Origin of the sequence: Pectobacterium polaris (genome assembly GCF_002307355.1) — a bacterium.
Classification (GTDB): Bacteria; Pseudomonadota; Gammaproteobacteria; order Enterobacterales; family Enterobacteriaceae; genus Pectobacterium; species Pectobacterium polare.
Map to the genome: position 1 here is coordinate 1,270,213 of NZ_CP017481.1, position 26,417 is coordinate 1,296,629.

24 protein-coding genes and 1 pseudogene are annotated in these 26,417 nt (G+C 53.6%); 15 read left to right on the top strand and 10 right to left on the bottom strand.

Going from position 1 to position 26,417, the window contains the following annotated elements; translation table 11 throughout:
• Positions 1–2: 2 nt before the first annotated feature.
• Entirely contained in the window at positions 3–212 is a 210-nt protein-coding gene (gene bcsR, locus BJJ97_RS05730; protein WP_095700980.1) for a cellulose biosynthesis protein BcsR, read from the bottom strand.
• 340 nt (positions 213–552) lie between these two features.
• Here bcsR and bcsE point away from each other — a divergent pair, with 340 nt between their 5' ends.
• The 6 genes from bcsE (at position 553) to BJJ97_RS05760 (ending at position 9,045) form a co-directional block, all read left to right on the top strand.
• Positions 553–2,160 (top strand): cellulose biosynthesis protein BcsE, encoded by a 1,608-nt coding sequence (gene bcsE / locus BJJ97_RS05735; RefSeq protein ID WP_095993341.1) that lies wholly within the window; start codon positions 553–555, stop codon positions 2,158–2,160.
• Positions 2,157–2,375, top strand: a complete 219-nt coding sequence (gene bcsF, locus BJJ97_RS05740; protein ID WP_095993342.1) for a cellulose biosynthesis protein BcsF — start codon at positions 2,157–2,159, stop codon at positions 2,373–2,375. The genes bcsE and bcsF overlap by 4 nt, the downstream gene beginning before the upstream one ends.
• Position 2,376: 1 nt before the next feature.
• A complete protein-coding gene (bcsG, locus tag BJJ97_RS05745; protein WP_095993343.1) occupies positions 2,377–4,035 on the top strand; it encodes a cellulose biosynthesis protein BcsG in 1,659 nt (552 codons plus the stop codon).
• Positions 4,036–4,403: 368 nt separating this feature from the next.
• A complete protein-coding gene (locus BJJ97_RS05750) occupies positions 4,404–5,555 on the top strand; it encodes a diguanylate cyclase domain-containing protein (RefSeq protein ID WP_095995323.1) in 1,152 nt (383 codons plus the stop codon).
• Between the two features lie 319 nt (positions 5,556–5,874).
• The gene (locus tag BJJ97_RS05755; protein WP_039485308.1) at positions 5,875–7,167 is read left to right on the top strand and encodes a dicarboxylate/amino acid:cation symporter; all 1,293 of its coding nucleotides are present in this window, start codon (positions 5,875–5,877) and stop codon (positions 7,165–7,167) included.
• 360 nt (positions 7,168–7,527) lie between these two features.
• On the top strand, positions 7,528–9,045 hold the full coding sequence (locus tag BJJ97_RS05760; RefSeq protein WP_095993344.1) for a M16 family metallopeptidase: 1,518 nt from the start codon (positions 7,528–7,530) through the stop codon (positions 9,043–9,045).
• Between the two features lie 67 nt (positions 9,046–9,112).
• On the opposite strand, the gene kdgK is transcribed toward BJJ97_RS05760, so the two are convergent.
• Together kdgK and yhjD are read right to left on the bottom strand one after the other, a co-directional pair.
• The gene (gene kdgK, locus BJJ97_RS05765; RefSeq protein ID WP_095993345.1) at positions 9,113–10,045 is read right to left on the bottom strand and encodes a 2-dehydro-3-deoxygluconokinase; all 933 of its coding nucleotides are present in this window, start codon (positions 10,043–10,045) and stop codon (positions 9,113–9,115) included.
• Positions 10,046–10,212: 167 nt separating this feature from the next.
• Complete coding sequence (gene yhjD / locus BJJ97_RS05770) at positions 10,213–11,229, bottom strand: inner membrane protein YhjD (protein ID WP_095700973.1); 1,017 nt, start codon at positions 11,227–11,229, stop codon at positions 10,213–10,215.
• Between the two features lie 129 nt (positions 11,230–11,358).
• On the opposite strand from yhjD, the gene BJJ97_RS05775 reads away from it, so the two are divergent.
• Entirely contained in the window at positions 11,359–12,555 is a 1,197-nt protein-coding gene (locus BJJ97_RS05775; protein WP_095993346.1) for an MFS transporter, read from the top strand.
• Positions 12,556–12,596: 41 nt separating this feature from the next.
• Here the strand turns inward: BJJ97_RS05775 and BJJ97_RS05780 are convergent, their stop codons facing one another.
• Positions 12,597–13,163 (bottom strand): DcrB family lipoprotein, encoded by a 567-nt coding sequence (locus tag BJJ97_RS05780; protein ID WP_095993347.1) that lies wholly within the window; start codon positions 13,161–13,163, stop codon positions 12,597–12,599.
• 187 nt (positions 13,164–13,350) lie between these two features.
• The gene (locus BJJ97_RS05785) at positions 13,351–14,028 is read right to left on the bottom strand and encodes a 7-cyano-7-deazaguanine/7-aminomethyl-7-deazaguanine transporter (RefSeq protein WP_039485298.1); all 678 of its coding nucleotides are present in this window, start codon (positions 14,026–14,028) and stop codon (positions 13,351–13,353) included.
• 216 nt (positions 14,029–14,244) lie between these two features.
• On the opposite strand from BJJ97_RS05785, the gene tusA reads away from it, so the two are divergent.
• Complete coding sequence (gene tusA / locus BJJ97_RS05790; RefSeq protein ID WP_095993348.1) at positions 14,245–14,490, top strand: sulfurtransferase TusA; 246 nt, start codon at positions 14,245–14,247, stop codon at positions 14,488–14,490.
• A gap of 134 nt (positions 14,491–14,624) precedes the next feature.
• On the opposite strand, the gene BJJ97_RS05795 is transcribed toward tusA, so the two are convergent.
• Together BJJ97_RS05795 and BJJ97_RS05800 are read right to left on the bottom strand one after the other, a co-directional pair.
• A complete protein-coding gene (locus BJJ97_RS05795) occupies positions 14,625–16,979 on the bottom strand; it encodes a zinc/cadmium/mercury/lead-transporting ATPase (RefSeq protein ID WP_095995324.1) in 2,355 nt (784 codons plus the stop codon).
• A 296-nt stretch (positions 16,980–17,275) separates the two neighbouring features.
• Complete coding sequence (locus BJJ97_RS05800) at positions 17,276–17,905, bottom strand: lysoplasmalogenase (protein WP_095993349.1); 630 nt, start codon at positions 17,903–17,905, stop codon at positions 17,276–17,278.
• Positions 17,906–18,096: 191 nt separating this feature from the next.
• On the opposite strand from BJJ97_RS05800, the gene BJJ97_RS05805 reads away from it, so the two are divergent.
• Together BJJ97_RS05805 and BJJ97_RS05810 are read left to right on the top strand one after the other, a co-directional pair.
• The gene (locus BJJ97_RS05805) at positions 18,097–18,417 is read left to right on the top strand and encodes a DUF1820 family protein (RefSeq protein ID WP_095993350.1); all 321 of its coding nucleotides are present in this window, start codon (positions 18,097–18,099) and stop codon (positions 18,415–18,417) included.
• Positions 18,417–18,776 (top strand): DUF2500 domain-containing protein, encoded by a 360-nt coding sequence (locus tag BJJ97_RS05810; protein ID WP_095993351.1) that lies wholly within the window; start codon positions 18,417–18,419, stop codon positions 18,774–18,776. The genes BJJ97_RS05805 and BJJ97_RS05810 overlap by 1 nt, the downstream gene beginning before the upstream one ends.
• A gap of 3 nt (positions 18,777–18,779) precedes the next feature.
• Here BJJ97_RS05810 and BJJ97_RS05815 read toward each other — a convergent pair whose 3' ends face one another.
• Both BJJ97_RS05815 and rsmD read right to left on the bottom strand, forming a co-directional pair.
• On the bottom strand, positions 18,780–19,055 hold the full coding sequence (locus tag BJJ97_RS05815) for a DUF1145 family protein (RefSeq protein WP_162274786.1): 276 nt from the start codon (positions 19,053–19,055) through the stop codon (positions 18,780–18,782).
• 29 nt (positions 19,056–19,084) lie between these two features.
• On the bottom strand, positions 19,085–19,660 hold the full coding sequence (gene rsmD / locus BJJ97_RS05820) for a 16S rRNA (guanine(966)-N(2))-methyltransferase (protein ID WP_095993352.1): 576 nt from the start codon (positions 19,658–19,660) through the stop codon (positions 19,085–19,087).
• 349 nt (positions 19,661–20,009) lie between these two features.
• Between rsmD and ftsY the strand changes: the two are divergent.
• The 4 genes and pseudogenes from ftsY to rpoH all read left to right on the top strand — a co-directional run bounded on the left by ftsY (position 20,010) and on the right by rpoH (position 24,307).
• Positions 20,010–21,460, top strand: a pseudogene (ftsY, locus tag BJJ97_RS05825) (signal recognition particle-docking protein FtsY).
• A gap of 5 nt (positions 21,461–21,465) precedes the next feature.
• Positions 21,466–22,137 carry a cell division ATP-binding protein FtsE gene (gene ftsE / locus BJJ97_RS05830; protein ID WP_010306560.1) on the top strand — a complete coding sequence of 224 codons (672 nt, stop codon included), beginning with the start codon at positions 21,466–21,468 and terminating at the stop codon, positions 22,135–22,137.
• On the top strand, positions 22,127–23,095 hold the full coding sequence (gene ftsX, locus BJJ97_RS05835; RefSeq protein WP_095993353.1) for a permease-like cell division protein FtsX: 969 nt from the start codon (positions 22,127–22,129) through the stop codon (positions 23,093–23,095). Before ftsE ends, ftsX begins: the two co-directional genes overlap by 11 nt.
• A 354-nt stretch (positions 23,096–23,449) precedes the next feature.
• Positions 23,450–24,307: an RNA polymerase sigma factor RpoH gene (gene rpoH, locus BJJ97_RS05840; protein ID WP_010681389.1), complete on the top strand. Its 858-nt coding sequence runs from the start codon at positions 23,450–23,452 to the stop codon at positions 24,305–24,307.
• Positions 24,308–24,390: 83 nt separating this feature from the next.
• Here rpoH and panM read toward each other — a convergent pair whose 3' ends face one another.
• Complete coding sequence (panM, locus tag BJJ97_RS05845) at positions 24,391–24,837, bottom strand: aspartate 1-decarboxylase autocleavage activator PanM (protein WP_095700965.1); 447 nt, start codon at positions 24,835–24,837, stop codon at positions 24,391–24,393.
• A 404-nt stretch (positions 24,838–25,241) separates the two neighbouring features.
• Between panM and BJJ97_RS05850 the strand changes: the two genes are divergently transcribed.
• Positions 25,242–26,354 (top strand): branched-chain amino acid ABC transporter substrate-binding protein, encoded by a 1,113-nt coding sequence (locus BJJ97_RS05850; protein ID WP_095700964.1) that lies wholly within the window; start codon positions 25,242–25,244, stop codon positions 26,352–26,354.
• Positions 26,355–26,417: the final 63 nt, after the last annotated feature.

Genomic DNA, 26,417 nt, shown 5'->3' on the forward strand with positions numbered 1-26,417 from the left:
CGTCAGTCACTCCCGGCCGGTTCTTTTAATTCATCGAGCAGCGGCCAGCGAGCCATCATTTGGCTGAGACGCGCCTGACGGGCGATATCGATATAGTTTATTTCAGGTAAAGAAAAAGCCTGACTGAGAACCCGTAGATCGTCGTCGGTTCTTGCATTTTCGGTTAAATCGGCGTGCGCGCTAGTATCGATACGAGTCGGTTCGTTATTCATCCCATGCCTCTGAAATAGGCTATCCATTATCATTGAGATCGATAAAGGGAAAACATCCAAATAGCAGATGTGGTGCGTCTTTTACTGCACCCAGAACAGACAGTCTGGCAGATGAAGAGTTACGCCTCTGCTGTCTTTAATAAGGAGTCAGGTGTGCCCGTTAACTATAGCAATGAATTCATGATTGCAATGTGAATGGGGAAAAATAGTAATCGGTGATTTATCAAGGGATAGGAATAATTTATAGCGCACAGTTGTGATCCCTCGGGGGGCTGCTAGAGTTTATTTTGACTGTGTTATTAAGGTGGAACGCTGCCATTAACGGAAAAGAAATCAGTCTATGAAGCAGAACTTTTCATTAGGTATTCGTGACCTTTGGGATGAGCTGGTTACGCTCCAGTTGGCGGGCTTTTATTGGGTGAATATTGATCGGCAAATTGATGCCGCATTATTTTGCCAGCAAATCATGCACGGCCAAAATAACGACGCGAGAGTGGCGTTAATCGGCTGTGGGGAACGATCTGATTCTCTTCTGACGGCATTGTTTACGACAGACAATAAGTTTACGACAGAAAATAATAACACCGGAAAGAAACAATTATCGTGCTATGCATTGCCGGAAAATAAAGCCGCGTTGCTGAATTTAACCGATGATTTAATGCGCGCATTGCGCCCTAAAAATCGTCTGTTGGTGCTTTATGCCCCAGCTAGCCTGTGGCGGGATATCTCGCCGGAAAGGCTCCAGCGCTGGATCGATGACACCGCGACATGGCTGCATCAACGCCAGTGTACGCTGGTGGTGATCAGCCACAGCAGCGGCGTAACCCGCCTGAGGAATATGCTGATTTCCCAACATCGCGGACTTTACGGTTTAGCTAGCCTGCAATGGCAGCAGGATCGCGCCCAGTATCTGGTGTCATGGTGGGCAACGGAAAGGGGCGTGCGGGCGAATAAAGTGCAGATGCTGCAATCCGACAGTGATGGGTGGTTCATGCTGAAGGAAGAGGAACCGATCCTCACGCCGTCTCTGGATGATGATGGGCTCTTTCTGATGGAAAAGAGCGTGATGGAAGGCGCACCTGCGCTGTCAGAACACTGGCAGCTACTGGACGACAACGCCATCTTGGTACAAACCGGCATGCTGACCCATGCGGCTACCCTCGTTTTTGCACTCAATCAAACCAGTCAGGTGGATACGCTCGTCAAGCAAGTTCACAGCCTGCGGCGGCAACGTGGTGAGTTGCTGAAGATTGTGGTGCGGGAAATGAAGCCTTGTCTGCGCGCCAGCGACGAGCGTCTGCTATTGGCATGTGGCGCGAATATTATTGTCTCTCATTCCGAACCGCTATCCCGTTTCCTGACACGGATTGAAAGCGTGCAAGGGCAGCGCTTTACCAAACACGTTCCTGTCGATGTTGAAGTCTTGCTGACCACCATGCGGCCGCTACAGATTAAGGGCTACCAGCCCCCTGATATCTTTCGGCAGTCTGTGCAGATGTTGATTGATAGCACGCTGATGCCGGAAGGCAGCAAGGGCGTGCTGGTCGCATTGCGCCCCGTGCCGGGCGTGCGGGCGGCGCAGGCGTTGACGTTGTGCACGTTGCGACGCTTTGGTGATGTCGTCACGATCGCGCAGGGTCGTCTGTTTTTGTTCCTGTCCAATTGCCGCCTGAATGAACTGGATATCGCGCTGAAATCCATTTTCCGCCTGCCGGTGGATGAAGCGTTCAGCAATCGGATTGTCTGGTCACAAGACTTACAGATTCTGGCAGAAGTTAAATCGCTGGTGCAGGACGATACGCTGGAGCAAGAGCGGCAGATTAACGATTATGTCCAATTGCAGCAGACCGAATCTGCGCCGAGCCGCCAGGTGCTGCGGCGTGAACCGATTGCTATCGATCTATTGGCACCCGATTTACGGGCCCGCGCACCGGGAGAGCCGTCATGAACCTGATTGATATCGTTCAACTGGTGTTATTGAGCGCGGTCGTTTTCTTCACGCTTGGCTATCTGGCGCACCGTGTGATTCCCCACTGGCTTCAGTACTGGAGAAACAGGCTGTTGTCACCGCGCTACCTGAAGCCTGCGAGTGTCTGGATGCGCAGCCCTTCTTCAACAAAGACGGTCTCAACCAAGCCGACTTCAGCAGAGACTAAAAAATAAAATGGACGAAAAAAAACCTACGCAGCAACAGGATACGCAAAAACAGCAAAATATATGGCGCTACTGGCGTGGGCTCGGTGCCTGGAATGTGTATTTTTTGCTGAAATTTGCCCTGTTATGGTTTGGCTACCTGAATTTTCATCCGCTGCTTAATCTGGTCTTTTTGGCGTTTCTGCTGTTCCCGATCCCCAATGTCACGCTGCACCGCTGGCGTCATATTATTGCCATCCCGCTCGGTATCGGGCTGTTTTACCACGATACCTGGCTGCCGGGTATCAACAGCATTCTCAGTCAGGGGTCGCAGGTTGCGGGCTTTAGCGCGGCCTACTTGCTGGAGCTATTCAATCGCTTTATTAACTGGCAAATGGTTGGTGCGGCGGCGGTCATTATCGTTGCCTACCTGTTCTTCGCGCAGTGGATTCGTATTACGGTGTTTACCGTGGCGGCGCTGGCGTGGTTAAACATCGTCAATCTGGCGGGCCCTGCGGTATCGCTGATGCCAGCGGCCTCAACGGCGTCTGCCCCTTCGGCAGCTTCCCCAACGGGCGGAGACGCTGCGCTGCCCGAAGCGACTTTACCGCCAACGAACGCCAATCTCACGGCTTATCTCAACCAGTTTTATACGCGAGAAAAAACGCGAACCACGGCGTTCCCCGCTACATTGCCGCAGGATGCGCAGCCTTTTGACCTCCTGATTATCAATATCTGTTCGCTGTCGTGGTCGGATTTGGACGTGGCGCAGTTGGAAAACCATCCGCTGTGGAAGAAGTTCGATATTCTGTTCCGTCAGTTTAACTCTGCCACCGCGTATAGCGGGCCGGCATCTATTCGCCTGCTGCGCGCAAGCTGCGGCCAACAGTCCCACACCGATTTGTATCAGCCGGTGAACCAGCAGTGTTACCTGTTCAGTAATTTGGTGAAGTTAGGCTTTGAAGAACAGCTGATGCTCGACCATTCCGGCGTCTTTGGGAATTACCTGCGTGAGGTGCGTGAAGAGGGCGACATTCAGATCCCAATGCTGTCGCAGGAGGGCATTAGTCACCAGATTACGTCGTTCGACGGTGAGCCGATTTATAACGATCTGGAGCTGTTAAATCGCTGGCTGGGCGAGCGGGGTAAAGCGACGACAGCCCGTAACGCGACCTTCTTTAACCTGATTCCGCTGCATGACGGCAACCGCTTTGTCGGCAGCAACCAGTCGGCGGACTATGCGCCACGCGCGAAGATTCTGTTTGACCAACTGGATGCGTTTTTTGACGAGTTGCAAAAATCCGGCCGCAAAGTCATGGTGATTGTGGTGCCGGAGCACGGCGCGGCGCTGGCTGGGGATAAGATGCAAATGTCCGGCCTGCGCGATATTCCGAGCCCGAGCATCACGCATATTCCTGTCGGCGTGAAACTGTTTGGCCTACAGGCACCGCATCAGGGCAACGCGCTGGAGATTGCGTCGCCGAGCAGCTATCTGGCGATTTCTGAACTGGTGGTGCGAATGGTGGATGGCAAAGTGTTCACTGCGCCTTCTGTTGACTGGCAAACGCTGACGAGCGCACTGCCGCAAACGGAAGCGATCTCGGAAAATGAGAACGCTATCGTGATGCAATATCAGGGAAAACCTTACATTCGTCTGAACGGCGGAGATTGGGTACCTTACCCGCAATAATCTCATTCCATGACGTTATCGGGCAGGCGAGCATCCTGCCCGATCCTTCAGTCTGCTCCCCGAATAGCGATACTGGCTTATGCAGGGGATATCCCCTATTCTGAGGCCGCGTTAACGCTGTTGCCAAAGGTAGCCTAGGATTAAGATGAAATCCCCCGAATATCAGCAGAAAACAGCGTTAAGGCGGCGATAAGCTGCCTTATACTGTTTGCCGCGTGTAAATCGTGTTGCTGTGTGTAACGCGTGCGCATTTTTCGCGTTGTATATTGCCCACCTGTTTGTTGTTTGGTGGGCCAGGTATTCAGGTCTGCATAACAGGTTGACGGAGAAAGCGCTTGCGGCTCAGACGTTCATTAACGATTAAACAGATGACAGCCGTGTCTGCAGTGGCACTGGTGACGATCAGCCTGTTTATCGTCATACAGCTCTTTCACTTTGTTCATCAGCGCCGTGAAGATTATGCCAAGCAGTTGGAGAGCATCGCCTATTCCGTGCGTCAACCGCTGACGGATGCGGTGTTACAAGGGGAAGTGCAGCGGGCGGGCAATATTCTGGATAGCCTATTACCGGTTGCCTTTCTGAGCCGGGCAGATGTGCTGCTGCCGGATGATTTCCAGACGCTGCACGCGAATTTCCCGAAAGAGCGTCCGGTGCCAGACTGGATCGCACGGGTCTTTAAGCTGCCTATCCGCATCTCTATTCCGCTTTATTCGCCGCCGCAGACGCAGTATTCGGCTCCGCTGGCGCATCTGGTGTTGCAGGCGGATTCCTACCGGATGTATCAATTTATCGTCAGCACCTTTTCAACCATGTTGGCGACGTATCTGCTGCTGGCGCTGATTATGTCGATCGCCATTACCTGGTGCATTAACCGCCTGCTGATACACCCGCTGCGTGGGATTATTGTCGAGTTACAGAATCTACCGCCGGACGATATGCTCCACCGTCCGCTTACGCTGCCGCCTTGGCATCAGGATGATGAGCTGGGTGCGCTGGTGCGCAGCTATAACCGCAATCAACAGCTGCTGGCGCAGTCGCTTTCTGCCGGAACAGAAGGCGCGGGGCTGCCGGACAACGCGCACTTTATGCGACGCCTTGAACAGCGTCTGGCCGACGCAACACCGTTCAGCCTGCTGGTTTTCGGGCTTGATCCCTCCGCCAGCAAACAGGGCAAGGTAGACTCGCTGGCGAAGCAGCTCAGCGCAGTGATTGAAGAACAAAACGAGGCTGGGCCTATCTATCTGGCGCGCCTCGACTGTGATGAGTTCGCTATTATCGGGAAGCAGCTGCAATCCGCCGGACAGGCGCAAGATTGGGCGCAGAATGTGATGCTGGCGATTAATTCACCCTTTTTGCCTGCGGGCTCCCAGCCTGCGCGGGCCGTCAGCGTCGGTATCCTCACCATTACCGATCCTCGACCCGAGGACGCGGCGCTGCTTTTATCACAGGCACGTTTTGCTATGCAGCTGGCGCGGCGTGATAAAAAATCCGGTATTCATCCTCTCACGGTACCTTCCTGAGTATTCACAGGTAACGCAAATGTTACTTTTTATAGATGGGTTTCCTGAAAGGCGTATTCCCCGTATGGCGGGGGTTTGAGGGCTTTTTAAGGTGATGCGTCTGCCGAAAAAATGTGCATCTGTTACAAGTAAATTGCACTGATGTTTCTTTATAATTCCTGCTGACGTGATTCAGCTCTTGTTTTTAACCTATCGTTCACAAACTAAACTTATAAAACATTCTCAGCTTGTTATTGCAATGTTACTTTCCGGCGCAATCACAGGCGGCATTTTCGTACCCTATTCCCCTCCTGTGTTTTCCCCACCATAGGACGTATGTATGAAAACATCAATTTTTAAAAGTCTTTATTTTCAAGTTCTTGCCGCCATTACAATAGGGATACTGTTGGGGCATTTCTACCCCCAGCTTGGCGAGCAAATGAAGCCGCTGGGCGATGGGTTTGTTAAATTAATTAAAATGATTATTGCGCCGGTTATCTTCTGTACGGTAGTCACCGGTATCGCAGGCATGGAAAGTATGAAGTCGGTCGGTCGTACTGGTGCGGTCGCCCTGCTGTATTTTGAAGTCGTGAGTACGATTGCGCTGATTATCGGCCTGGTCGTGGTCAACGTGGTACAACCTGGTGTGGGCATGAACATCGACCCAAGTACGCTTGATGCGTCTGCGGTGGCGGTTTATACCCAACAGGCTTCGCAACAGGGTCTGATTCCGTTCCTGATGGACGTGATTCCGGGGAGCGTGGTCGGCGCGTTTGCCAGCGGTAATATCTTGCAGGTTCTGCTGTTTGCTGTGATGTTCGGCTTTGCGCTGCACCGCTTAGGGCCAAAAGGCAAAGTGATTTTTGATGTGATCGATAGCTTCTCCAAGGTCATTTTCGGCGTCATTAACATGATCATGAAACTGGCTCCGCTGGGTGCGTTCGGTGCAATGGCCTTCACCATCGGTAAATACGGTGTCGGTACGCTGATACAGCTGGGACAGCTGATCGCTTGCTTCTACATCACCTGTGTGCTGTTTGTGTTCCTGGTGTTGGGCAGTATTGCCAGAGCGACGGGCTTCAGTATCTTCAAATTCATTCGCTACATCCGTGAAGAACTGCTGATCGTACTGGGCACATCCTCTTCTGAATCCGTGCTGCCACGTATGCTGGAGAAGATGGAGAAGGTCGGTTGTAAAAAATCTGTCGTGGGTCTGGTTATTCCTACCGGCTACTCGTTCAACCTGGATGGCACCTCCATCTATCTGACAATGGCCGCGGTATTTATTGCTCAGGCGACCAACAGCCACATGGATATCTGGCATCAGATTACCCTGCTGGTGGTTCTGCTGCTGTCCTCTAAAGGTGCAGCGGGCGTGACGGGAAGTGGATTCATCGTGCTGGCGGCAACGCTGTCTGCTGTGGGCCACCTGCCAGTTGCTGGTCTGGCGTTGATTCTGGGTATTGACCGCTTTATGTCAGAAGCCCGTGCGCTGACCAACCTGATTGGTAACGGTGTGGCAACCATCGTGGTAGCAAAATACTGCCGCGAGCTGGACGAGAAGAAACTGGATGCTGAGCTGTCTGGCACCAACAAGAACGATAACGGGATTACACCGACTGCACAGTCATAATTCCAGCATGCAGTTATAGTACCAACATAGTGTTCTATACTATTTCCCCACGGCGCTAGCGCCCCGTGGGGAATTTTTTTGCCTGCCGACACGTCGAACCAAACTGTTTCCCTTCCTTTTCTTACCCACCATGAAAGGTAAAAATATTGTTAAATATGACTATTTTTACCTTTTTTGCAGATTATTTCGTCTTCTGGAGTGACATAGACAAAAGCGCGCGGTCTAAGGGAATGGTACACTTCGCGTCTTAATTTTTTCCGTGATATATCCACGAGAGTGTGCGGTGGCAGACGCAAGGCCACCATAATGATCAACAATAACCACATTTATTATGTTGGATAGCTATTAGTAGGGGTTCACATGCAGGGCACCAAAAAGGCGCTTTTCGTTGGTGGTTTGTTGCTGGCCGTGGTCAGCAGCGGCGTGCAGGCTGAAGCACTACAGCCCGATCCTGCCTGGCAGCAGGGTAAGCTTGATAATGGTTTTACCTGGCAGTTATTAACCACACCACAGCGCCCCGGCGATCGGGTTGAGCTGCGTCTGGTTGTTAATGCTGGGTCGCTGCTGGAAAATGCCCAGCAGGTAGGCTTTGCCCATTTTCTTCCTCGTCTGGCCTTAGCGCCCGGCGATAAGCTGTCCGCCGCCCAGCTACCTTCCATGTGGATGCGAGACGCTAACAGCTCACGCGTCCTGCCTCCAGTCATTGTCTCGTACGACTTCACGTCGTATAACCTGAGCTTGCCGAATAATCGCCCCGAACTGCTGAAAGAAGCGCTGACGTGGCTTTCGGAAAGCGCAGGGCAGATAGCGTTCGACGAAAAAAGCCTACAGGCTGCGTTGAAGGTGCCCGATCAGGTGGCAACCTTTCCGATTAACCCACAGGATCCGAGCTGGCGCTATCGCCTGAAAGGCTCACCCCTGCTGGCGCACGATCCTGCTCAGGACGTCAAACCGCCGTTAAATGGCGAGCAGCTCCAGCAGTTTTATAAAACCTGGTACACGCCAGATGCGATGACGCTCTACATCGTCGGTCATGTGGATAACCGCAGCGTGATCGAGCAAATCGGTAAAGTCTTCTCTCCACTGGAAGGGAAACGTGAAGCGCCAGCGCCGTTGCCGACACTCAGCCCGCTACCACCACAGGCGATCAGCCTGATGAATAACAACGTCCAGCAGGATACGTTGTCGCTGATGTGGGATGTCCCGTGGCACCCGATTCGCGAATCGCAGGCGCTGGTTCGCTACTGGCTGGGCGATATGACGCGGGAAGCGATGTTCTGGCACCTACAGCAGGCGCTGGAGAAGAGCTCACTGAAGAGCAACAATCTCCGCTTCGACTGCAATGTGTTTTATACCCGTTCTCAGTGCGCGATTCATATGGATGTACCGAATAGTGAGGGCGTTGAACCGGGCGTGACGTTTATGGCGCGTGAGCTGGCGACGCTGCGTGAAAAAGGGCTGACACAGCAAGAGTTTGATGCGCTGATTGCGCGCAAGACGGACGAGCTGAGTAAGCTGTTTGCGACCTATGCGCGTACCAGCACGGACATCCTGATGGATCAGCGCCTGCGCTCCCAGCAGAATGGCGTCGTGGATATTTCTCCCGAGCAGTATCAGAAACTGCGCCAGACTTATCTGTCCGCGTTGACGCTCGATATGCTGAATCAGGAACTGCACCAGCAGCTGGTACAGGATACGACGCTGATGCTGATCCAACAGCCCGGTGAGCCGGAAGCGAATATGAAGGCGTTGCAGGAAGCCTACGACCGGATTATGACGCCGATGACCGAGCCGGTTGCCAGCGCTGGGGCTGCGGCATCTGAAGGCGCAGTTTCTGACGGAGCAAAACCGCAGGAAACGGCACCCGCCGCACAGTAAGCCATTAATCAGTAAATAGAAAAGGCCGCGATTGCGGCCTTTAACTTATTATCACGCGACATCCTGTTTACGCAGGCATTGCCTCTAGCGGGATAATCGCGCCACGGTATTGAATGACCGTGCTGGCCGTCAGGTGGCCGCGCTGTGCAGCTTCCTGCGTGCTGCCGCCGTTCAGACGTACTGCCAGATAACCTGCGCTGAAAGAGTCGCCTGCGGCGGTGGTATCGACCACTTTCTCTTTTGGCAATTTGATCGCGGGAACATCAACCAGCGCTTGTCCGCGTTCAGACACGATGCAGGAATCGGCACCGCGTTTGATGACCACTTCGTTAACGCCCAAACCGTGCGTCCGATCCAGCACCGTTTCCAGCGGCTTCGTGCCCCACAGCATGTCTTCGTCATCCAGTGTCAGGAAAGCGATATCAGTACAGGACAGGATGTCGGTGTAGGCCTGCTGCGTTTCTTCCTTGCTCTGCCACAGACGTGGACGGTAGTTGTTATCAAAAATCACTTTACCGCCGTTGGCGCGGCAGGCGCGCAGCAGGGCGAGAAGACGCTGACGGCTTTCGGCGTTCAGAATCGCCAGACTGATGCCGCTCAGGTAGAGATAATCAAATTGTGCCAGCGACTGACCGATTTTTTCTGCTTCCGGGCTGTCCAGCCAGTAGCGGGCCGCAGCATCATTACGCCAATAGTAGAACGTACGCTCGCCGCTATCGTCGGTTTCAATGAAGTATAAACCGGGCAGCTTGTTGTCCAGTCGCTGAATCAGGTCGGTTTTCACCCCTTCTTTCTGCCAGGCAGCCACCATCTCGGTACTGAAGCTATCGGTGCCGAGTGCGGTCACGTAATGTACGCCCAGCTTATCGGCGTTTACCTGACGGGCAATGTAAACGGCAGTGTTCAGCGTATCGCCGCCAAATCCACGGTTAAGATCCGTGCCTTTCTGCGACAGTTCGATCATGCATTCGCCGATTACGGCAATGTTAGTAGTTGTCATCACTTTTGGCCTGTTTGAAAAGGTACCCTGCACCTGATGTTATTGGGTATAAAAAATGCGGAAATTAACGTCAGTCTCAACATTACGCGAGACTGAGTCAATAGTCTTGAAACGATGTTTTATTTTTTCATGACGCAGATCGGAAAACCAGTGCTTTCCCGCTGCTTTTAGCGATCGGAGGGCGGTTCTTTCTCCTGCTCATTCTTATCCGTCGAGGTGTCGCCTTTGTAGTTCGCTGTTGCGATCCAGGCGGCGCAGAAGAGCGTCAAACGCGCGAAGAAATAGAAGAACGCCATCAGGCCAATGACCGAACCGAACGCGGCACCGGAAGGCGAGCTGGCCAGTTTAGGCAGCGCGACGGTCATCGCGAATTTGATGACTTCAAAGCCCACGGCGGCGATCAGCGTGCCGCGAAAGAGCGCTTTGCGTTTGGGTTTGTGGCGCGGTAAAACGAAAAATATCCACAGGAATAACAGATAGTTGGCGAAGATGGAGATTGATAGGGCAATCAGCGTCAACGCGGGGCGCAGCCACTCGATGCCATCTAGCCCCAATGCGGTCACAATCATGTTCTGCGCGGTGCCAGCAACGGAGGTCAGGAAAAGCGTAATAATGAGCGCAATGACCAGACCGGTCAGCGACAGGAAATCCCGCGTGTACTGAAAGTAAATCTTCTCTTCATCTTTCGGGTTCCGTTCCCACACGTCGCGCGACTGGGCGCGAATCGCCTCACGCAGGTTTCCCATCCAACTGATGCCGGAATAAAGTGCGATCAGCAAACCGGTAAGACCCACGGTGGTACGCTGCTGCACCGCGGTGTTAACGGTACTTTTCAGCGTATTGGCCAGATTAGGATCGCTGATGCTGTTGACGATACGGTTAATCAGCCCCGTCAGCAGGTCAGGGTTGGAGGCCAACACGAAACCCACGGCGGCAAAAGACACCATGAGAATCGGGATCAGCGACAGAAAGGAAAAATAGGTAATGGCCGCGCCAAACTGGTTGCCCATCCGATCGTTGAAGCGTTCGCCCGCGCGAATCAGATGCGCCACGCTGGGGATCGCCTGAATACGTGCGACCAGACGCTTGCTCTTGCCCAGAAACGAGAGGCGTTTCTGTGGTGATTTATCCCCTTCAGGGGTTGACGATGTTGACTGGCGATCCGGGTCTGCCGGTACAGGCATTGCGTTTCTCCTGTGTTCGGGATTAGTTTAGTAGCATAAGGTTGATTATAACCAACAATATAAGAATGTTACTTTTCGATGTTTTTCTGAACGTACGTCATACACGGACGTTAAGCGAGTGAATTTTCCATGCCAACACCTTCCCCATCCGAACCGGCGCTGAGCGGTCTGCGCCTTAATCTGCGCATCGTTTCGATTGTGGCGTTCAACTTCGCCAGCTATCTGAATATCGGCCTGCCGTTGGCGGTGCTGCCGGGATATGTGCACGATCATCTCGGCTACAGCGCATTCTGGGCTGGGCTGGTGATCAGCCTGCAATACTTCTCCACGCTCGTGAGCCGCCCGCATGCGGGCCGCAGCGCCGACGAAAAAGGACCGAAGAAAATCGTCGTCTGGGGGCTGGCTGGCGTCATGCTGAGCGGGGTGTTTTATCTGATGGCGGCCTTTAGCGACGCCTCGCCTGCCATCACGCTGCTGCTGTTGTGTCTCGGGCGTGTGGTGCTGGGTACCGGACAGAGCTTTGCCGGTACAGGTGCGACGCTCTGGGGCGTCGGCGTGGTCGGTTCCCGACACATCGGACGCGTGATTTCATGGAATGGCATTGCCACCTATGGCGCGATGGCGATTGGCGCACCGCTCGGCGTCTGGCTCAACCATATCGGTGGGCTAAAACTGCTTTCCGTATGCATTATCCTGATTGCGGCGGTGGCGATTGTTCTCGCGCTGCCGCGCCCCGCGGTGCAGGTCGCGCCGGGGAAAAAGATTCCCTTCCGCGAAGTACTGGGGAAAGTCTGGGTTTACGGCATCATTTTGGCGATTGCCTCTGCGGGTTTTGGTGTGATCGCCACCTTCATCACGCTGTTTTATGCGGATCGGAACTGGGAAGGTGCGGCGCTGACGCTAACTATTTTCAGCGTTGCCTTTGTCGGCGCACGGCTGGTGTTTCCTAACAGTATTCAGCGGTTTGGCGGACTGCGCGTGGCAATAGCGTGCTTCGTGGTTGAAATCGTCGGGTTATTGCTGGTCTGGGGGGCGACGCAGCCGCTGATGGCGGAAGTCGGTGCGTTCCTCGCGGGGGCGGGGTTCTCTCTGGTGTTCCCGGCATTAGGCGTCGTCGCTGTTAAGGCGGTATCACCGCAGAATCAGGGCAGTGCGCTGGCAACCTATACGATATTTCTCGATTTATCGCTGGGCATTGTCGGGCCAGTGGCGGGTGTGCTGATGGCCTATACCGGTATCGCCTCTATTTATCTGGCGGCGGCGCTGCTGGGGCTATGCGGCTTAGCGCTGACGTGGCGACTGACCCAGCGCACAGCCATCGAATAACAGTAGCCACCTCAGTGACTACTGTCAGACGATAACGATGATTACTTCAGCTTCAGAGTGTGGATGATGCCTTCTGCTTCGCTCTGTGCCTGTTGCTGATTGTTGGCTGGCAGCGTGATCTGCAAGGTCAGCAGCTGGTTTTCCACTTTGCCCAGCACGACAGAGGAATAAGCCTGCTGTCCGCTGCTAGTGATAATGCTGTCGAGCTGTTGCAGTTTCTTGCCGTCAACGTCGATGGTCTTGTTGGTGACGACCTGGAGGTTGGCGTCACGCGTGCGCTGTTGATCTTCCAGACGCTGTGTCAGCACGGTTAACTCTTCCGTAGTGTTGTCGCCCAGAATCACGATGACCGCTTTCTGTCCATTGTCATTGGCGTAAACGTGCATATTGTTCGCCTGCGTACCGACTTTACCGCTTTGATCACGCATATCGGCTGGCAGGGTAAACGCAATCTTGCCACCCATTAATTCAATGTTCTGGCTCGCAGCAGCTTCTGCGGCAGGTTTATCTTGTGCGCCCGATTTTGCAGCGTCATCCGTTTTGCCATCACAGGCAGCAAGCAGGCCGACAAGCAAGCCGACACCGAGGTATTTGATTACATTCGACATGGGATCCCTTTCTCTCGTTTTTGAAACAGATAATCGTTTTAAACAGGTAATAACAGTATGGCACCCTATTCAGATAGCAAAAACAAGCATTTTGTTGTTGCAAACCGTTGTTAGTACCTGCGTTATTTTTACAAAACGATGAGTGACTGCGGGAGAAAAGGCGGCGCAGATGGCCGCCCGATTGGCATTAATGGTGGCTGCTGACGGAGTGATAGTCGGGTGTGCCTTTCTGCTCGCTCAGACGTTTGAGCACCATGTTCAGCATGACGCCGTACATCGGCAGGAAAAATGCCAGGCTGATCAACAGCTTGAAGGCATAATCCACCATCGCGATTTCAACCCAGTTTGCCGCCATGAAGGCATCGGTGCTGCGGTAAAACGCGATGAAGAAAAAGGCCAGCGTATCGCTGAAATTACCAAACACGGTCGACACAGCCGGCGCGACCCACCACGCGCGTTTCTGGCGCAGGCGGTTGAAGACGTGAACATCCAGAATCTGACCAAGAACATAAGCCATGAAGCTGGCGCAGGCGATACGCGCCACGACGATATTTATCTGACTTAATGCCTCGAACGACTGCCACGATCCCTGATAAAACAGGCATGACACCAGATAGGAAATCACCAGCGCAGGCACCATCACGGTCAGAATAATACGACGCGCCAGCGGCGCACCGAAAACCCGTACCGTCAGGTCAGTTGCCAGAAAAATAAACGGAAAGGTAAACGCGCCCCAGGTGGTATGAAAACCGAAAATCAATACCGGAAGCTGGACCAGATAATTACTCGACGTAATGATCAGGACATGGAACAACGATAGCCAGATCAGCGCCGTAAGCCGCTGCTGGGGAGTAAAACGATACATAATGTGACCTTTTTGGTTATTGGGGTTAGGGAACCCAAGAGATAACGTGCAGATTTATGCTGCAACGCGGCGGCATAATACGCAATTGCTTCGTTAATGCAATGTGTTTTACGAGGAAAAGATGGTTGTTTTATGCGCAAACGTTGTCGTCGCTTGCGTCGGGAAATCCTCAGCGTAAACTAAGGCGGTTTTTTGATTCCTGTACTGAGAACGTTGATGACCGATCCCTTTACCAACCCGGATAAAACCCTTGATGCACAGGGACTGCGCTGCCCTGAGCCTGTAATGATGGTGCGTAAGACCGTACGCCAGATGGAAACCGGGCAAACGCTGCTGATTATTGCCGATGATCCGGCCACCACCCGCGATATTCCCGGTTTTTGCGTGTTCATGGAGCATGAGCTTCTGGCGCAGGAGACCGAACAGCTTCCCTATCGGTATCTGCTGCGCAAAGGCCAATAGTACTCAGTGCGTTATATCGTTCGTTGATGTGTGTGATTAGGAGAAACACGGGGATGAGGTTCCCGTAGGGAGGCCTCGCCCCGTGGTCGCTCCGTGTATCTCGATCCTTCAATTCACAGCCAGCAACGGTAATATCAGTCCTGTTTTCTCAATAGCCGCAGCGCGTTGGCGGTGACCAGCGCGGTGGCGCCGGAATCCGCCAGCACGGCCAGCCACAGTCCGGTAATGCCCAGAATGCTGGTGACCAGAAAGACGGCTTTCAGCCCCAGTGCGATGGTAATGTTCTGGCGAATATTGCGCTGCGTCGCCCGCGACAGGCTAATCATCGCCGCCAGCCCGGTCAGGCGGCTGTGCGTTAAGGCTGCATCAGCCGTCTCCAGCGCCACATCCGTACCGCTTCCCATCGCAATCCCGATGGTTGCAGCCTTCATCGCCGGTGCGTCGTTGATACCGTCGCCGACCATCGCCACGGGATGCTGCTGACTCAATTCGCTGACCGCCGTGACCTTATCGGCAGGGAGCAGGCTGGCGCGGTAATCGATCCCTAATGTTGCTGCAATCGCTGCCGCCGCGCGGGGGTTATCGCCCGTGAGCATGACGCCACGAATCCCCAACTGCTGCAACGCATCCAGCGCTTCACGTGCATCGTGGCGTAGCGTATCGCTCAACGCCAGCACGCCGAGCAGGTTATCGTCCTCTTGCACCACCACGACGGTTTTCCCTTCGTTTTCCAGCGTCTCAACCCGTTGCAACCAGTCGGCATCAAGCAGATCGGGCGCGACACGAGTTGGCGCGCTGACCTGAATCCGCTTGCCGCCTATCGTGCCTTCCACGCCGACTCCCGCCAGCGCTTTGCGGTTTTCCGCCATTGGCAGGAACGTGCTGCTGGATCGCGCATGCTGGACGATCGCTTTGGCAAGCGGATGGTGCGAACCGGATTCCACCGCAGCAGTGCGCGTCAGCAGTGCCGTAGCGCTAACACCCGCGGCGGGCAATACGTCCGTCACCTGCGGCTTGCCTTCCGTCAGCGTGCCCGTTTTATCAAACGCGATAGTCTTGATGCTGCCCAGCGATTCCAGCGCTGCACCGCCTTTAATCAGCGCCCCACGACGCGTTGCGGCGGCTAGCCCGGACGTAATCGCCGCAGGCGTTGAGATCACCAGCGCACACGGACAGCCAATTAACAGCAGCGTCAGGCCGCGATAAATCCACTCTTGCCACGGCTGCGCCAGCAGCAACGGCGGTACCAGAATCACCAGCAGCGACAGCAGCATGATGGCTGGCGTGTAGTAACGGCTGAACTTATCGAGGAAGCGTTCTATCGGCGCACGGCGCTCTTCCGCTTCTTCTATCAGTTGCAGAATGCGGTCGATAGCGCTGTTGCCCGGCTGTGACACCACGCGCAGCTGCACGACTCGATCGACGCACAGGCTGCCTGCGGCAATTTTCTCACCCGGCGTACGCTCAACGGGAACCGATTCACCGGTCAGCGCGCTTTCATCAAAGCTGGCGTCGCTGTTCAAGAGTTCCGCATCGGCGGGGAGTCGTCCACCAGGCGCGACTTCAATCACGTCACCGGGAACCAAACTGGCAACGGGAACGAGGCGTCGCTGCCCGTTGCCGACGACCGTGGCATCTTCGGGAAGCAGCGCCATCAGCGCCGTTACGCCCCGTCGTGCGCGGTTTGCCGCGTAAGATTCCAGATGTTCGCCCAGCATAAACAGCAGCAGGATGACGGTGGCTTCGGTGGTGGCGCCAATCAAGAGCGCCCCAATGGAAGCGACGCTCATCAGCGTTTCAATCGCGAAGGGCGTACCCGTGCGAATGAGCTGCACCGTTTTCTTCAGTATCGGAATCAGCCCGATGATGGTGGTCGCGATAAACGCGATCTGCCCGCCGCGCTCGCTTAGCAGGGAAAGTCCCCAGCTTGCAGCAGCCAGCAGAGTAAAAAGTATTAAGAAACCATATTCATGTACGAAACGACGTACGGTTGACGTGTCGGGTGGGGCGAGGGGGAGTGCAGTGTCCTGCAAGGTGAAACCCGCTTGCTGAACAGCATGTTGAACCTGAAGTCGAATATCGGTGTTGGCATCAACAACCAATTTTTCGGTGGCGAACAGCACTTTGGCTTGTTCAATTCCGGTGAGATTTTTTACTGCATTTTCGATTTTTCGTGCGCAGCTGGGACAATCCATCCCGCTGATTTTCCAACTGAAACGCTGGTGGGATCGGGGCCTGTCGCTGTCTCCGCCGTCGGGGTCGTCTGAATCCGCGCTACCGCCGCTGTCTGACGACGACTGATCTGTGCCACACGCGCTCTGCACTACGGCGTCAGACGTGTGTTTGGTTGAACAGCAGCTGTGGTCGGCGTGGTTTGAATGCTGCGTGTGCTCGTTGCAGCAGCTTTTGGCGCTGCGTGGCGCGTGGTGAACGCTGTTATTGCAGCAGGCTGATTTCTCAGAGCTGTGGTTATGTTGATGAGAGTGCATATCTTCCTCCATTGTTGAACCAATCCCATTAGGGCTATTTCATTTGCCATTTTGAACCTGGGCAGTGCTCAAACAAACGCAATTGCGTTTGAACGCCCCTTGGGGCGGCCCGTAGGGTGAGCGTAGCGAATAATCCTCACGTACTACTGTACGCTCCGATTTCTGCGCGCTGTCCGAGTCCAAACTGGCTGCACCAATAACGCCTACTGGAATAGTTTCTTAGTGATTACGATTCTCATCAGGAACTTTACACCGCCGCTCAATGCTTAGCCAGATTTTCGTGAGTGCCGCGAACGTCAGAAATAGAGGGAGCGAACGATCAGGAAATGGCCGCCAAAATAACCCGCTGCCACAATCGCCTGATGGGCACGGAACGGAAAACGGTAATGGTGAATCAGCCAGGCCGCATGGGCGATAAACAGCAGCACGGTGCCCGTCAGCAGGGAGAAATTCGCGTTTGTCCCCAGCGCAAAATACCGCTCGCCAGCAATCCAGACCATCAGCGCCGTCATGATGATAAATGCGCAAGCGGGCCAGCGCTGTGCTTCCAACCGTCCCCAGATAATAGCGATCAGGATTGCGGCCAGAATGACGAGCGTTAACGCTAGCGGCCAGAAGAACGTGAGTGAAATTTGTCCGGTAAAAAAGCTAATGGTGTACAGCAGATGGGAGAGAAAATAGGCGCCAAACGCGTAAAGCAGGCGCTGAGTTGGCAGCAACAGCAGGGTGTCTGCGGCCAGCGTGGCCAGCAGCCCCAGCACAATCAGATAGCCCGGCACACCAAGCAGCGGCGTTTGCCAGGCCAGAGCCAGCAGCAGTAGCATGGTGACCGGTTTGAATAACCAACGCTGCCACGTTGGACCACGGTAGCTGGCGTCCACATACAACCAACCAGAAAAAAGCACAGCAATAAATGACCAAAGCATAGCGTGTCCTTTTTGTGTTTTTGTTTGTGTCAGGATAAAAATAAACCGTTCTTTGTTCAGTGTAGGGGATTGTGGGGAAGTTAAACAACACGGGGTGAGACGGATGCGACTTCTGTGAGCTTCATGTTATGTTATCGCCTGTTTTTATTGTAGATGGGCGCCGTGAAGTCTCGAAGGGAGCATTGAGTTGAATGAGTAATGAATCCGCGCTTTATCGTATTCAATTTATAAATAACGGTAAGAATTACCAGCTTTACGTGCGTGAGTTGGTGCAGAGCAGCCTGTTCGGTTTTATTGAAATTGCCGACTTTGTGTTTGATAGCCAGTCAACGGTGTTGGTTGACCCGTCAACCGAGAAACTGAAAACGGAATTCTCCGGCGTTAACCGCAGTTTTATTCCTCTACAGGCGATCATTCGCATCGATGCCGTGACGGAAAAAGGCAGCGCCCGCATTTCTGATTTAGGCGATAACGTTACCGCATTTCCTTATCTTCCCGGCAAGAAACCCTGATGAATGACTTTCCCTGGCTGTTGGCCTTGGCCGTCGGTGCGATTTTGGTGCTGGCGGCGCGGCAATATCGACGCCAACGCCAGCGGGAAGCGCAGAATGACGCGGCTCCGCTGCGGATCGTGGCCGCTGAGGTGAAACACAAACGCGAATTTCCCCGTAGCCGTCGACGGGCGCGCGAACATCAGGTGATGGTTGTAGAGGATATGCTTTATGAGGTCACGTTCAGACCGATTACCGGCGGCGCGACCATCACGCTGCGCCTTGAAAATGCGGATTATCACCAGCTTGATACTGGCATGCAGGGGTCGTTGCAGCTAAAGGGCACACGCTTTATCCGCTTTGTGCCCCAGCAGAAGTAGTGATTACGACTTCGGTGGTTTAGGCTGCTTTTTCTGCCACGCCAGCAGTTCAAACACGCCAAAAAGGAAAATGCGTGCCTGAAGTGCGCGGCTCAGCGCGGGGCTGTCTTTCGGCTGGCTGGATTTTAACAGCAGCAGTTGAAAACCATGCATCAGGATCATAAACACCATCGCCACGGTCATGAAGATATTCAACGGCTTGGGGAACGGTTGAATCAGGTTAAGTAACAAAAATCCCCACACGCCCAGCATCAATAGCCTGCCAAGGTTAATCAAAATCATCTCTTACCCTTACGTTGCTGCGAAGATCATTGACGAATGTATAAACGGTAGGCGACTTGACCCGCAATTTTCTCACGGTGCAGTTGCCAATTTTCCGGGATAGTCAGCTGCGCATTTTCCGCCTCTGTTTCCACGTAAATCCACGCGTCGGGTGCCAGCCAACCCTGTTGTTCCAGCAGGGCAAGCGTGTTGTTCAGCAGCTCTTTGCGAAACGGTGGATCGAGAAACACGACGTCAAACGGCGTGCCCGGCTTCGCCAGCCAGCTCAGGGCATCAGTATTGACCACCTCGGCGTTTTCCGCCCGAAGCAACGCCAGATTTTGCGTTAACTGCTGCGCGACTGCACGCTCCATCTCCAATAATGTGGCGTGTTCAGCATAACGGGATAAGGCTTCCAGCCCGAGCGCGCCGCTGCCAGCAAAGCAGTCTAGGCAGCGTGCCTGTTGAATAACGGGAGCCAGCCAGTTAAACAGCGTTTCCCGCACGCGATCGGTGGTGGGACGTAAACCGGGGCTATCAGGAACCGGAAGTTTTCTGCCGCGCCATTGACCACCGATGATTCGGATTTGTCCGGCGGCTGACGATGCATTTTTTTTAGCCATAGCTCACAGGGTTATTGTTGTGCCGCATCATCGTGGTGTGGATGCGGGCAGGAAATTTCTGGCGCTATTCTAGCGGCGGTTACGTGTAGAGGGAATGTTAAGATGGACGTTAAGGCGCTTAACTCAAAATTTTGTGCTGTCTGCGGGCTTTCGATAACGCGCGGCGTTTGACACACTTCGTTACGGACATTGCCTTTCGTTACGAAGATTGTCGGCAGCACCGAGAATTGTCTGTCATTGCCCCCGTTGGCTGCGTGTTGCTGTCGGCAGGAAAGTGTTAAACTTGTTGTTTAAATATGATTTTCATTGATTGATTCGCTGCGGTGAGCAGCGTGGAGCGCGATCGCACATGTCAAAAGAAAAGAAGCGCGGTTTTTTTTCCTGGCTGGGATTAGGGAAACAGGAAGAAAAACAACAAGAGCAACCTCAGCCAGTTGTTGAAGAACAGCCGTCAGCGGCGGAATCAGATGCTGCTGCATCGGTTCACCAGACCGTTGAGCACGCGCCGGAGCAGGTAGAGAAACCGCTGCCGGAAGCGCCTGTCGTTGAAGAAGAGATAAAGGTTGAAGCGGAAGCGCTAATCCAACCTGCCGCCGAGCGTGATGTTACCGCAGCGGCTGACGAACCGGCCGTCGCTGTCCCTGAACCCGTCGTATCGGCTCCCATTATTCCTGAAACAGACGATCGTGACCCGATCGATCATGACGTTCTCGATCGGGATGTCGTCGATCCGATCGTGCAGACTGAGATCGCCGAAAGCGCGACGGTGGTTGATGCAGAGCCGGACGTTGCGCAGCAGGAAGAGCAAGAATACGAAGAACCAGAACAGGTGCAGCCAGACGATGTGCCTGTCGTGGCGCAAGAGCAGGAACGTCCGACGAAAGAAGGTTTCTTCGCTCGTCTGAAACGTAGTCTGGTGAAAACGCGCCAGAACCTCGGTTCCGGATTTATCGGATTGTTTCGCGGTAAGAAAATCGACGACGATCTGTTTGACGAACTGGAAGAACAGTTGCTGATTGCCGACGTCGGGGTTGAGACGACCCGTAAGATCATCGGCAGCCTGACAGAGCACGCCAGCCGCCGCCAACTGAAAGATGCTGATACGCTTTTTGTGAAGCTGAAAGAAGAAATGGCGGAGATTCTTGCTAAGGTGGACGCCCCGCTGAATATCGAAGGCAAAACACCGTATGTCATTCTGATGGTTGGCGTTAATGGCGTGGGTAAAACCACCACCATCGGGAAAATGGCACGTCAGTTCCAGGCGCAGGGCAAATCCGTGATGCTGGCGGCGGGGATACCTTCCGTGCGGCGGCGGTCGAGCAGCTTCAGGTCTGGGGACAGCGCAATAACGTGGCGGTGGTGGCGCAGCATACCGGTGCGGATTCGGCATCGGTGATTTTCGATGCGATTCAGGCCGCGAAAGCGCGCGGCGTTGATGTCCTGATCGCGGACACCGCGGGTCGCTTGCAGAACAAAGCGCACCTGATGGAAGAGCTGAAAAAGATTGTGCGCGTGATGAAGAAGCTGGACGAAGACGCGCCGCATGAAGTGATGCTGACGTTGGATGCGAGCACCGGGCAGAACGCAGTGAGTCAGGCCAAGCTGTTTAATGAAGCGGTTGGGCTGACGGGTATTACCTTAACTAAGCTGGACGGTACCGCGAAAGGCGGGGTGATTTTCGCCATTGCCGACCAGTTCGCTATTCCTATCCGCTATATTGGGGTAGGTGAAGGTATTGAAGATTTACGGCCATTCAAGGCCGACGATTTTATTGAGGCACTTTTTGCCCGAGAGGATTAAAACGGATGATTCGTTTTGAACAGGTCAGTAAAGCTTACCTCGGTGGGCGTCAGGCATTGCAAGGGGTGGATTTCCATCTGCGCCCAGCGGAAATGGCGTTCCTGACCGGTCATTCCGGCGCAGGGAAAAGTACCCTGCTGAAACTGATTTGTGGCATTGAACGTCCCAGCGCGGGTCAGATTTTGTTTGGCGGCCACAATATCAGCCGCCTGAAAAAACGCGAAGTCCCGTTCTTGCGACGTCAGATCGGCATGATCTTTCAGGATCACCATCTGTTGATGGAACGCACGGTCTATGACAACGTCGCGATGCCGCTCATCATCGCGGGTGCCAGCAGTGAGGATATCCGTCGCCGGGTATCCGCCGCGCTGGACAAGGTTGGCCTGCTGGATAAAGCGAAAAACTATCCTATCCAGCTGTCCGGTGGTGAGCAGCAGCGCGTTGGCATTGCGCGCGCGGTGGTGAACAAACCTGCGGTGTTACTGGCGGATGAACCGACCGGTAACCTCGACGAAGCGCTGTCAGAAGGCATTTTGCGCCTGTTTGAAGAATTCAATCGCGTTGGCGTTACCGTCCTGATGGCGACGCATGACACTGGGCTGATCGCCCGCCGTAATTACCGTGTGCTGACGCTGTCGGATGGCCGCATGGTGGGGGGAAACCACAATGGCGAATAACGTCCGTAATGCGAAAAAGCCTGTCGCAAAAGCCAAAGCGCTGCGCGGTGGCTGGCAGGAACAGTGGCGCTATGCCTGGACGAATACGCTGGCTGATATGCTGCGTCAGCCGCTGGCTACCTTTCTGACCGTGATGGTCATCGCTATTTCGTTGGCGTTGCCCAGCATCTGCTATCTGGTATGGAAAAACGTCAGTCAGGCTGCTACACAGTGGTATCCCTCGCCTCAGCTGACGGTGTATCTGGATAAATCGCTGGATGACAACGCGGCGCAGGCGGTTATCACGCAGCTTCAATCTGAAGACGGCGTCGATAAAGTCAATTACCTGTCGCGCAATGAAGCGATGGGCGAATTCCGCAACTGGTCCGGTTTTGGTGGCGCGCTCGATATGCTGGAAGAGAACCCGCTGCCAGCCGTGGCGATTATCACGCCGAAAATGAGTTTTCAGGATTCCACCACGCTGACGACGTTGCGCGACCGAGTGGCGGCGACGCAGGGCGTGGATGAAGTACGGATGGATGACAGCTGGTTTGCACGGCTGGTGGCATTGACCAATTTGGTCGGGCAAATTTCCGCGATGATTGGCATCCTGATGATCGTCGCCGTCTTCTTGGTGATCGGCAACAGCGTGCGTTTGAGTATTTTCAGCCGCCGCGAAACCATCAACGTGATGAAGCTGATCGGTGCGACGGACGGTTTTATTCTGCGTCCGTTCCTGAATGGTGGGGCAGCGATGGGCGTGGGCGGCGCGGTACTGTCGCTGATTTTATCGCAGGCGCTGGTCTGGAAGCTGGATGCCGTGGTGGCGCAGGTTGCCGCTGTTTTTGGTACGACGTTTGCCGTCAAAGGGCTGAGCTGGGATGAATCTCTGCTGCTGCTGTTAATCGCCGGCATGATTGGCTGGTTGGCCGCCTGGCTTGCAACGGTGCAACATTTACGCCGTTTTACACCACAGTAAGCGTTTTCTGGTATAATTATCCCCTGTAATTCAGACCGTATTGCAGGGGAAATTTCCTCAGCGACATCTCTTCTTTGTTCTTCCCGCTGTATTTTCCCTTGGTTTCTCGTGCGTTAATGTCTCGTTTTTCTCCTGCTTGATCTCTGGCATGAGGTGAATAAAATGAGAGGAACTTGCGAGCGAAATCACAGTCTGAATAGACAGATTTTAGGATTTGATTAATCTGGTTTTAAGGTTTTTCTTAAAATAAGCTTTAAGGTGCCGTGTTTTGCCATCTTCGCGCAAAACGATGCGGTGAAGCAGTGCTAAGATAACCAACTGCAATATGACGAGTAGAGCAACTGAGAGGGTTGAATGACCAAAGATATGCAAACTTTCACCTTAGTTCCCCAGGGCAGTCTGGAAGGGTATATTCGTGCCGCCAATGCCTATCCGATGCTGACGGCGGAGGAAGAGCGGGCGCTGGCTGAACGGCTGCATTATCAGGGCGATCTGGAGGCTGCTAAGCACCTGATTCTGTCACACCTGCGTTTTGTTATTCACGTTGCCCGTAACTATTCCGGCTACGGCCTGCCGCAGGCGGACCTGATTCAGGAAGGGAACATCGGCCTGATGAAAGCGGTACGTCGCTTTAATCCTGAAGTTGGTGTGCGTCTGGTTTCTTTCGCCGTGCATTGGATCAAAGCCGAAATTCATGAATACGTGCTGCGTAACTGGCGTATCGTGAAAGTCGCAACCACGAAAGCACAGCGTAAGCTGTTCTTTAACCTGCGTAAGTCTAAAACTCGCCTCGGCTGGTTTAATCAGGATGAAGTCGAACTTGTCGCGCGTGAGCTTGGTGTGACCAGCAAAGACGTGCGTGAGATGGAATCCCGGATGGCGGCGCAGGACATGACGTTCGATCCGACGCCGGAAGAGGATTCGCACGACGGCAAGGCGATGTCGCCGATGCTTTACCTACAGGATAAATCGTCTGACTTTGCCGATGGCATTGAAGAAGATAACTGGGAAACGCATGCGGCCGATAAGCTCACCTACGCGCTGGAAGGGCTGGACGAACGCAGCCAGCACATTATTCGCGCCCGCTGGTTGGATGATGACAACAAATCCACCTTGCAGGAACTAGCCGATCAATACGGCGTTTCCGCAGAGCGTGTGCGTCAGTTAGAAAAGAATGCGATGAAAAAACTGCGAGCGGCGATAGAAGCCTAATCGCTCTCATCGTCTCTTTCTGTAGCGACCGGGTAATGCCCGGTCGTTTTGTTTTTGTCTGATGTCAGTCCGCAGAGCTTGGTTTATGGCTTCTCTGGGTTGAGTTGGTCAAGAATCAACGGTGTTTCTTTTCTACGAATATAGCGCCAGCCGCCGGACACCGGTGAGAAACCGCAGGACACCATAAACCGCGCCAGCACTTCCTCTTTGATCGCCGCATGATCGGCCGTGGCCAGCCACCACTCTTTCACCTCAGGAAGCTGATGGCGGACTTCATCAATCAAGAGTTTTCCGACGCCCCGCCGCCGCGTGACTTCCCGCACCATGAGATCGCTCAGTTCCGCATATTCTCCTTCAAGCTCGACCAGCATGCCGCCTAATAACCGATCGTTAAAACGGGCGGCAAATAATCGCCGATCGGGGGTGAGTTCTTCCTCGAGTAAATCAATGTTCTGATGCGGCCAAATCTTTGCCAGATCAATTTTATCCTGAGGGCTGAATCGGGTGAGGCATTCAACGGTTAGTTTCATTTTTATCGGCACTCCATCATATGAGTGAAGAATAATGTAGTTGTCTTGTAGTGGAACAGTTGTGTAATTTGATCGTTATGGTTAATAGGGTAAATGTTTTTCCCATTCTCTGTTTTTCGAGTAATCCATCAACAATTAATGCACAAAGCAGAATATCTGACTATATATAAATTGAATGCTGGTTTTTGCATCTGGCATTTTGTGCTGTTTGCTCCGCTTGTTTCTGACAGCGCGAGTTGATTTGCAGCATAATATTCCTGTTTAATAATATGAAAAATAAAGCCTTATTAGAAATCATTACTAATAATAACCTAAGCCTTTCTTACTTATAAGAAAATAGCAGGTTATGGCGGAAGGCGGTCAGGTTTTCGGCAATATCCATAATGACAGATGGGGTAAAAAGAATGAAATTCAGTAAAGGTAAAGTATTGCTGATGGGTTGTATGGCTGCGGCGTTGAGTCACGCAGTCAGCGCTGCCGATATTAAGGTTGCGGTTGTGGGTGCCATGTCTGGCCCAGTTGCACAGTATGGCGATATGGAATTCATTGGCGCGCGTCAGGCCATTGAAGACATCAACGCAAAAGGTGGCGTAAACGGTAACAAACTGGTTGGCGTTGAATATGATGACGCGTGCGACCCTAAACAGGCGGTTGCCGTCGCGAACAAAGTCATCAATGACGGTATCCGTTATGTGATTGGCCATCTGTGTTCCTCCTCAACGCAGCCTGCGTCTGATATCTATGAAGAAGAAGGCGTGATCATGATTACGCCTGCGGCAACCAACGCCGACTTAACCACGCGCGGCTACAAAATGGTGCTGCGCACAACGGGGCTGGATTCCGATCAGGGACCAACTTCAGCAAAATACATTGTTGAAACCATCAAACCGCAGCGTATCGCCGTGGTTCATGACAAACAGCAATATGGTGAAGGTTTGGCCCGCTCTGTTCAGGATAGCCTGAAAAAAGCCGGTGCGAATGTTGTGCTGTTTGAAGGTGTGACGGCGGGTGATAAAGATTTCTCTACGCTGGTTGCGCGTCTGAAGAAAGAGAACGTCGATTTCGTCTATTTCGGCGGCTACTACCCGGAAATGGGGCAGATTCTGCGTCAGGCGCGTCAGGCTGGCATGACCACCAAATTCATGGGCCCAGAGGGCGTGGGTAACTCGTCGCTGTCCAACATCGCAGGCGATGCCTCTGAAGGCATGCTGGTGACGCTGCCGAAGCGTTACGATCAGGTTCCTGCTAACCAACCGATTGTTGATGCGCTGAAAGCCAAGAAACTGGATCCAACCGGTCCGTTCGTTTGGACGACCTATGCCGCGCTGCAATCGCTGACCACTGCGATGGCACGTACTGGTAGCGATGAACCGGAAAAACTGGCCGCAGATCTGAAAGCGAATCCTGTGGATACGGTAATGGGACCATTAAGCTGGGATGCAAAAGGCGACCTGAAAGGGTTTGAATTTGGCGTATTTGAGTGGCACAAAGACGGTACTTCCAGCGCAGTGAAATAATCATCCTGCTGGGAGGCGGGTAACGGGTGAAGATGCCGTTGTCTGCCTCTTCGGCGTGGAGAG

What these genes read in the sequence shown, in the direction of transcription:
- BJJ97_RS05785 (WP_039485298.1), bottom strand. Translation starts at nt 14,028, where the DNA reads ATGTATCGTTTTACTCCCCAGCAGCGGCTTACGGCGCTGATCTGGCTA.
- bcsR (WP_095700980.1), bottom strand. Translation starts at nt 212, where the DNA reads ATGAATAACGAACCGACTCGTATCGATACTAGCGCGCACGCCGATTTA.
- BJJ97_RS05795 (WP_095995324.1), bottom strand. Translation starts at nt 16,979, where the DNA reads ATGCACTCTCATCAACATAACCACAGCTCTGAGAAATCAGCCTGCTGC.
- panM (WP_095700965.1), bottom strand. Translation starts at nt 24,837, where the DNA reads ATGAAACTAACCGTTGAATGCCTCACCCGATTCAGCCCTCAGGATAAA.
- bcsF (WP_095993342.1), top strand. Translation starts at nt 2,157, where the DNA reads ATGAACCTGATTGATATCGTTCAACTGGTGTTATTGAGCGCGGTCGTT.
- BJJ97_RS05755 (WP_039485308.1), top strand. Translation starts at nt 5,875, where the DNA reads ATGAAAACATCAATTTTTAAAAGTCTTTATTTTCAAGTTCTTGCCGCC.
- BJJ97_RS05805 (WP_095993350.1), top strand. Translation starts at nt 18,097, where the DNA reads ATGAGTAATGAATCCGCGCTTTATCGTATTCAATTTATAAATAACGGT.
- tusA (WP_095993348.1), top strand. Translation starts at nt 14,245, where the DNA reads ATGACCGATCCCTTTACCAACCCGGATAAAACCCTTGATGCACAGGGA.
- BJJ97_RS05850 (WP_095700964.1), top strand. Translation starts at nt 25,242, where the DNA reads ATGAAATTCAGTAAAGGTAAAGTATTGCTGATGGGTTGTATGGCTGCG.
- BJJ97_RS05780 (WP_095993347.1), bottom strand. Translation starts at nt 13,163, where the DNA reads ATGTCGAATGTAATCAAATACCTCGGTGTCGGCTTGCTTGTCGGCCTG.
- BJJ97_RS05775 (WP_095993346.1), top strand. Translation starts at nt 11,359, where the DNA reads ATGCCAACACCTTCCCCATCCGAACCGGCGCTGAGCGGTCTGCGCCTT.
- rpoH (WP_010681389.1), top strand. Translation starts at nt 23,450, where the DNA reads ATGACCAAAGATATGCAAACTTTCACCTTAGTTCCCCAGGGCAGTCTG.
- bcsE (WP_095993341.1), top strand. Translation starts at nt 553, where the DNA reads ATGAAGCAGAACTTTTCATTAGGTATTCGTGACCTTTGGGATGAGCTG.
- ftsX (WP_095993353.1), top strand. Translation starts at nt 22,127, where the DNA reads ATGGCGAATAACGTCCGTAATGCGAAAAAGCCTGTCGCAAAAGCCAAA.
- BJJ97_RS05800 (WP_095993349.1), bottom strand. Translation starts at nt 17,905, where the DNA reads ATGCTTTGGTCATTTATTGCTGTGCTTTTTTCTGGTTGGTTGTATGTG.
- BJJ97_RS05810 (WP_095993351.1), top strand. Translation starts at nt 18,417, where the DNA reads ATGAATGACTTTCCCTGGCTGTTGGCCTTGGCCGTCGGTGCGATTTTG.
- bcsG (WP_095993343.1), top strand. Translation starts at nt 2,377, where the DNA reads ATGGACGAAAAAAAACCTACGCAGCAACAGGATACGCAAAAACAGCAA.
- kdgK (WP_095993345.1), bottom strand. Translation starts at nt 10,045, where the DNA reads ATGACAACTACTAACATTGCCGTAATCGGCGAATGCATGATCGAACTG.
- BJJ97_RS05750 (WP_095995323.1), top strand. Translation starts at nt 4,404, where the DNA reads ATGACAGCCGTGTCTGCAGTGGCACTGGTGACGATCAGCCTGTTTATC.
- rsmD (WP_095993352.1), bottom strand. Translation starts at nt 19,660, where the DNA reads ATGGCTAAAAAAAATGCATCGTCAGCCGCCGGACAAATCCGAATCATC.
- ftsE (WP_010306560.1), top strand. Translation starts at nt 21,466, where the DNA reads ATGATTCGTTTTGAACAGGTCAGTAAAGCTTACCTCGGTGGGCGTCAG.
- yhjD (WP_095700973.1), bottom strand. Translation starts at nt 11,229, where the DNA reads ATGCCTGTACCGGCAGACCCGGATCGCCAGTCAACATCGTCAACCCCT.
- BJJ97_RS05760 (WP_095993344.1), top strand. Translation starts at nt 7,528, where the DNA reads ATGCAGGGCACCAAAAAGGCGCTTTTCGTTGGTGGTTTGTTGCTGGCC.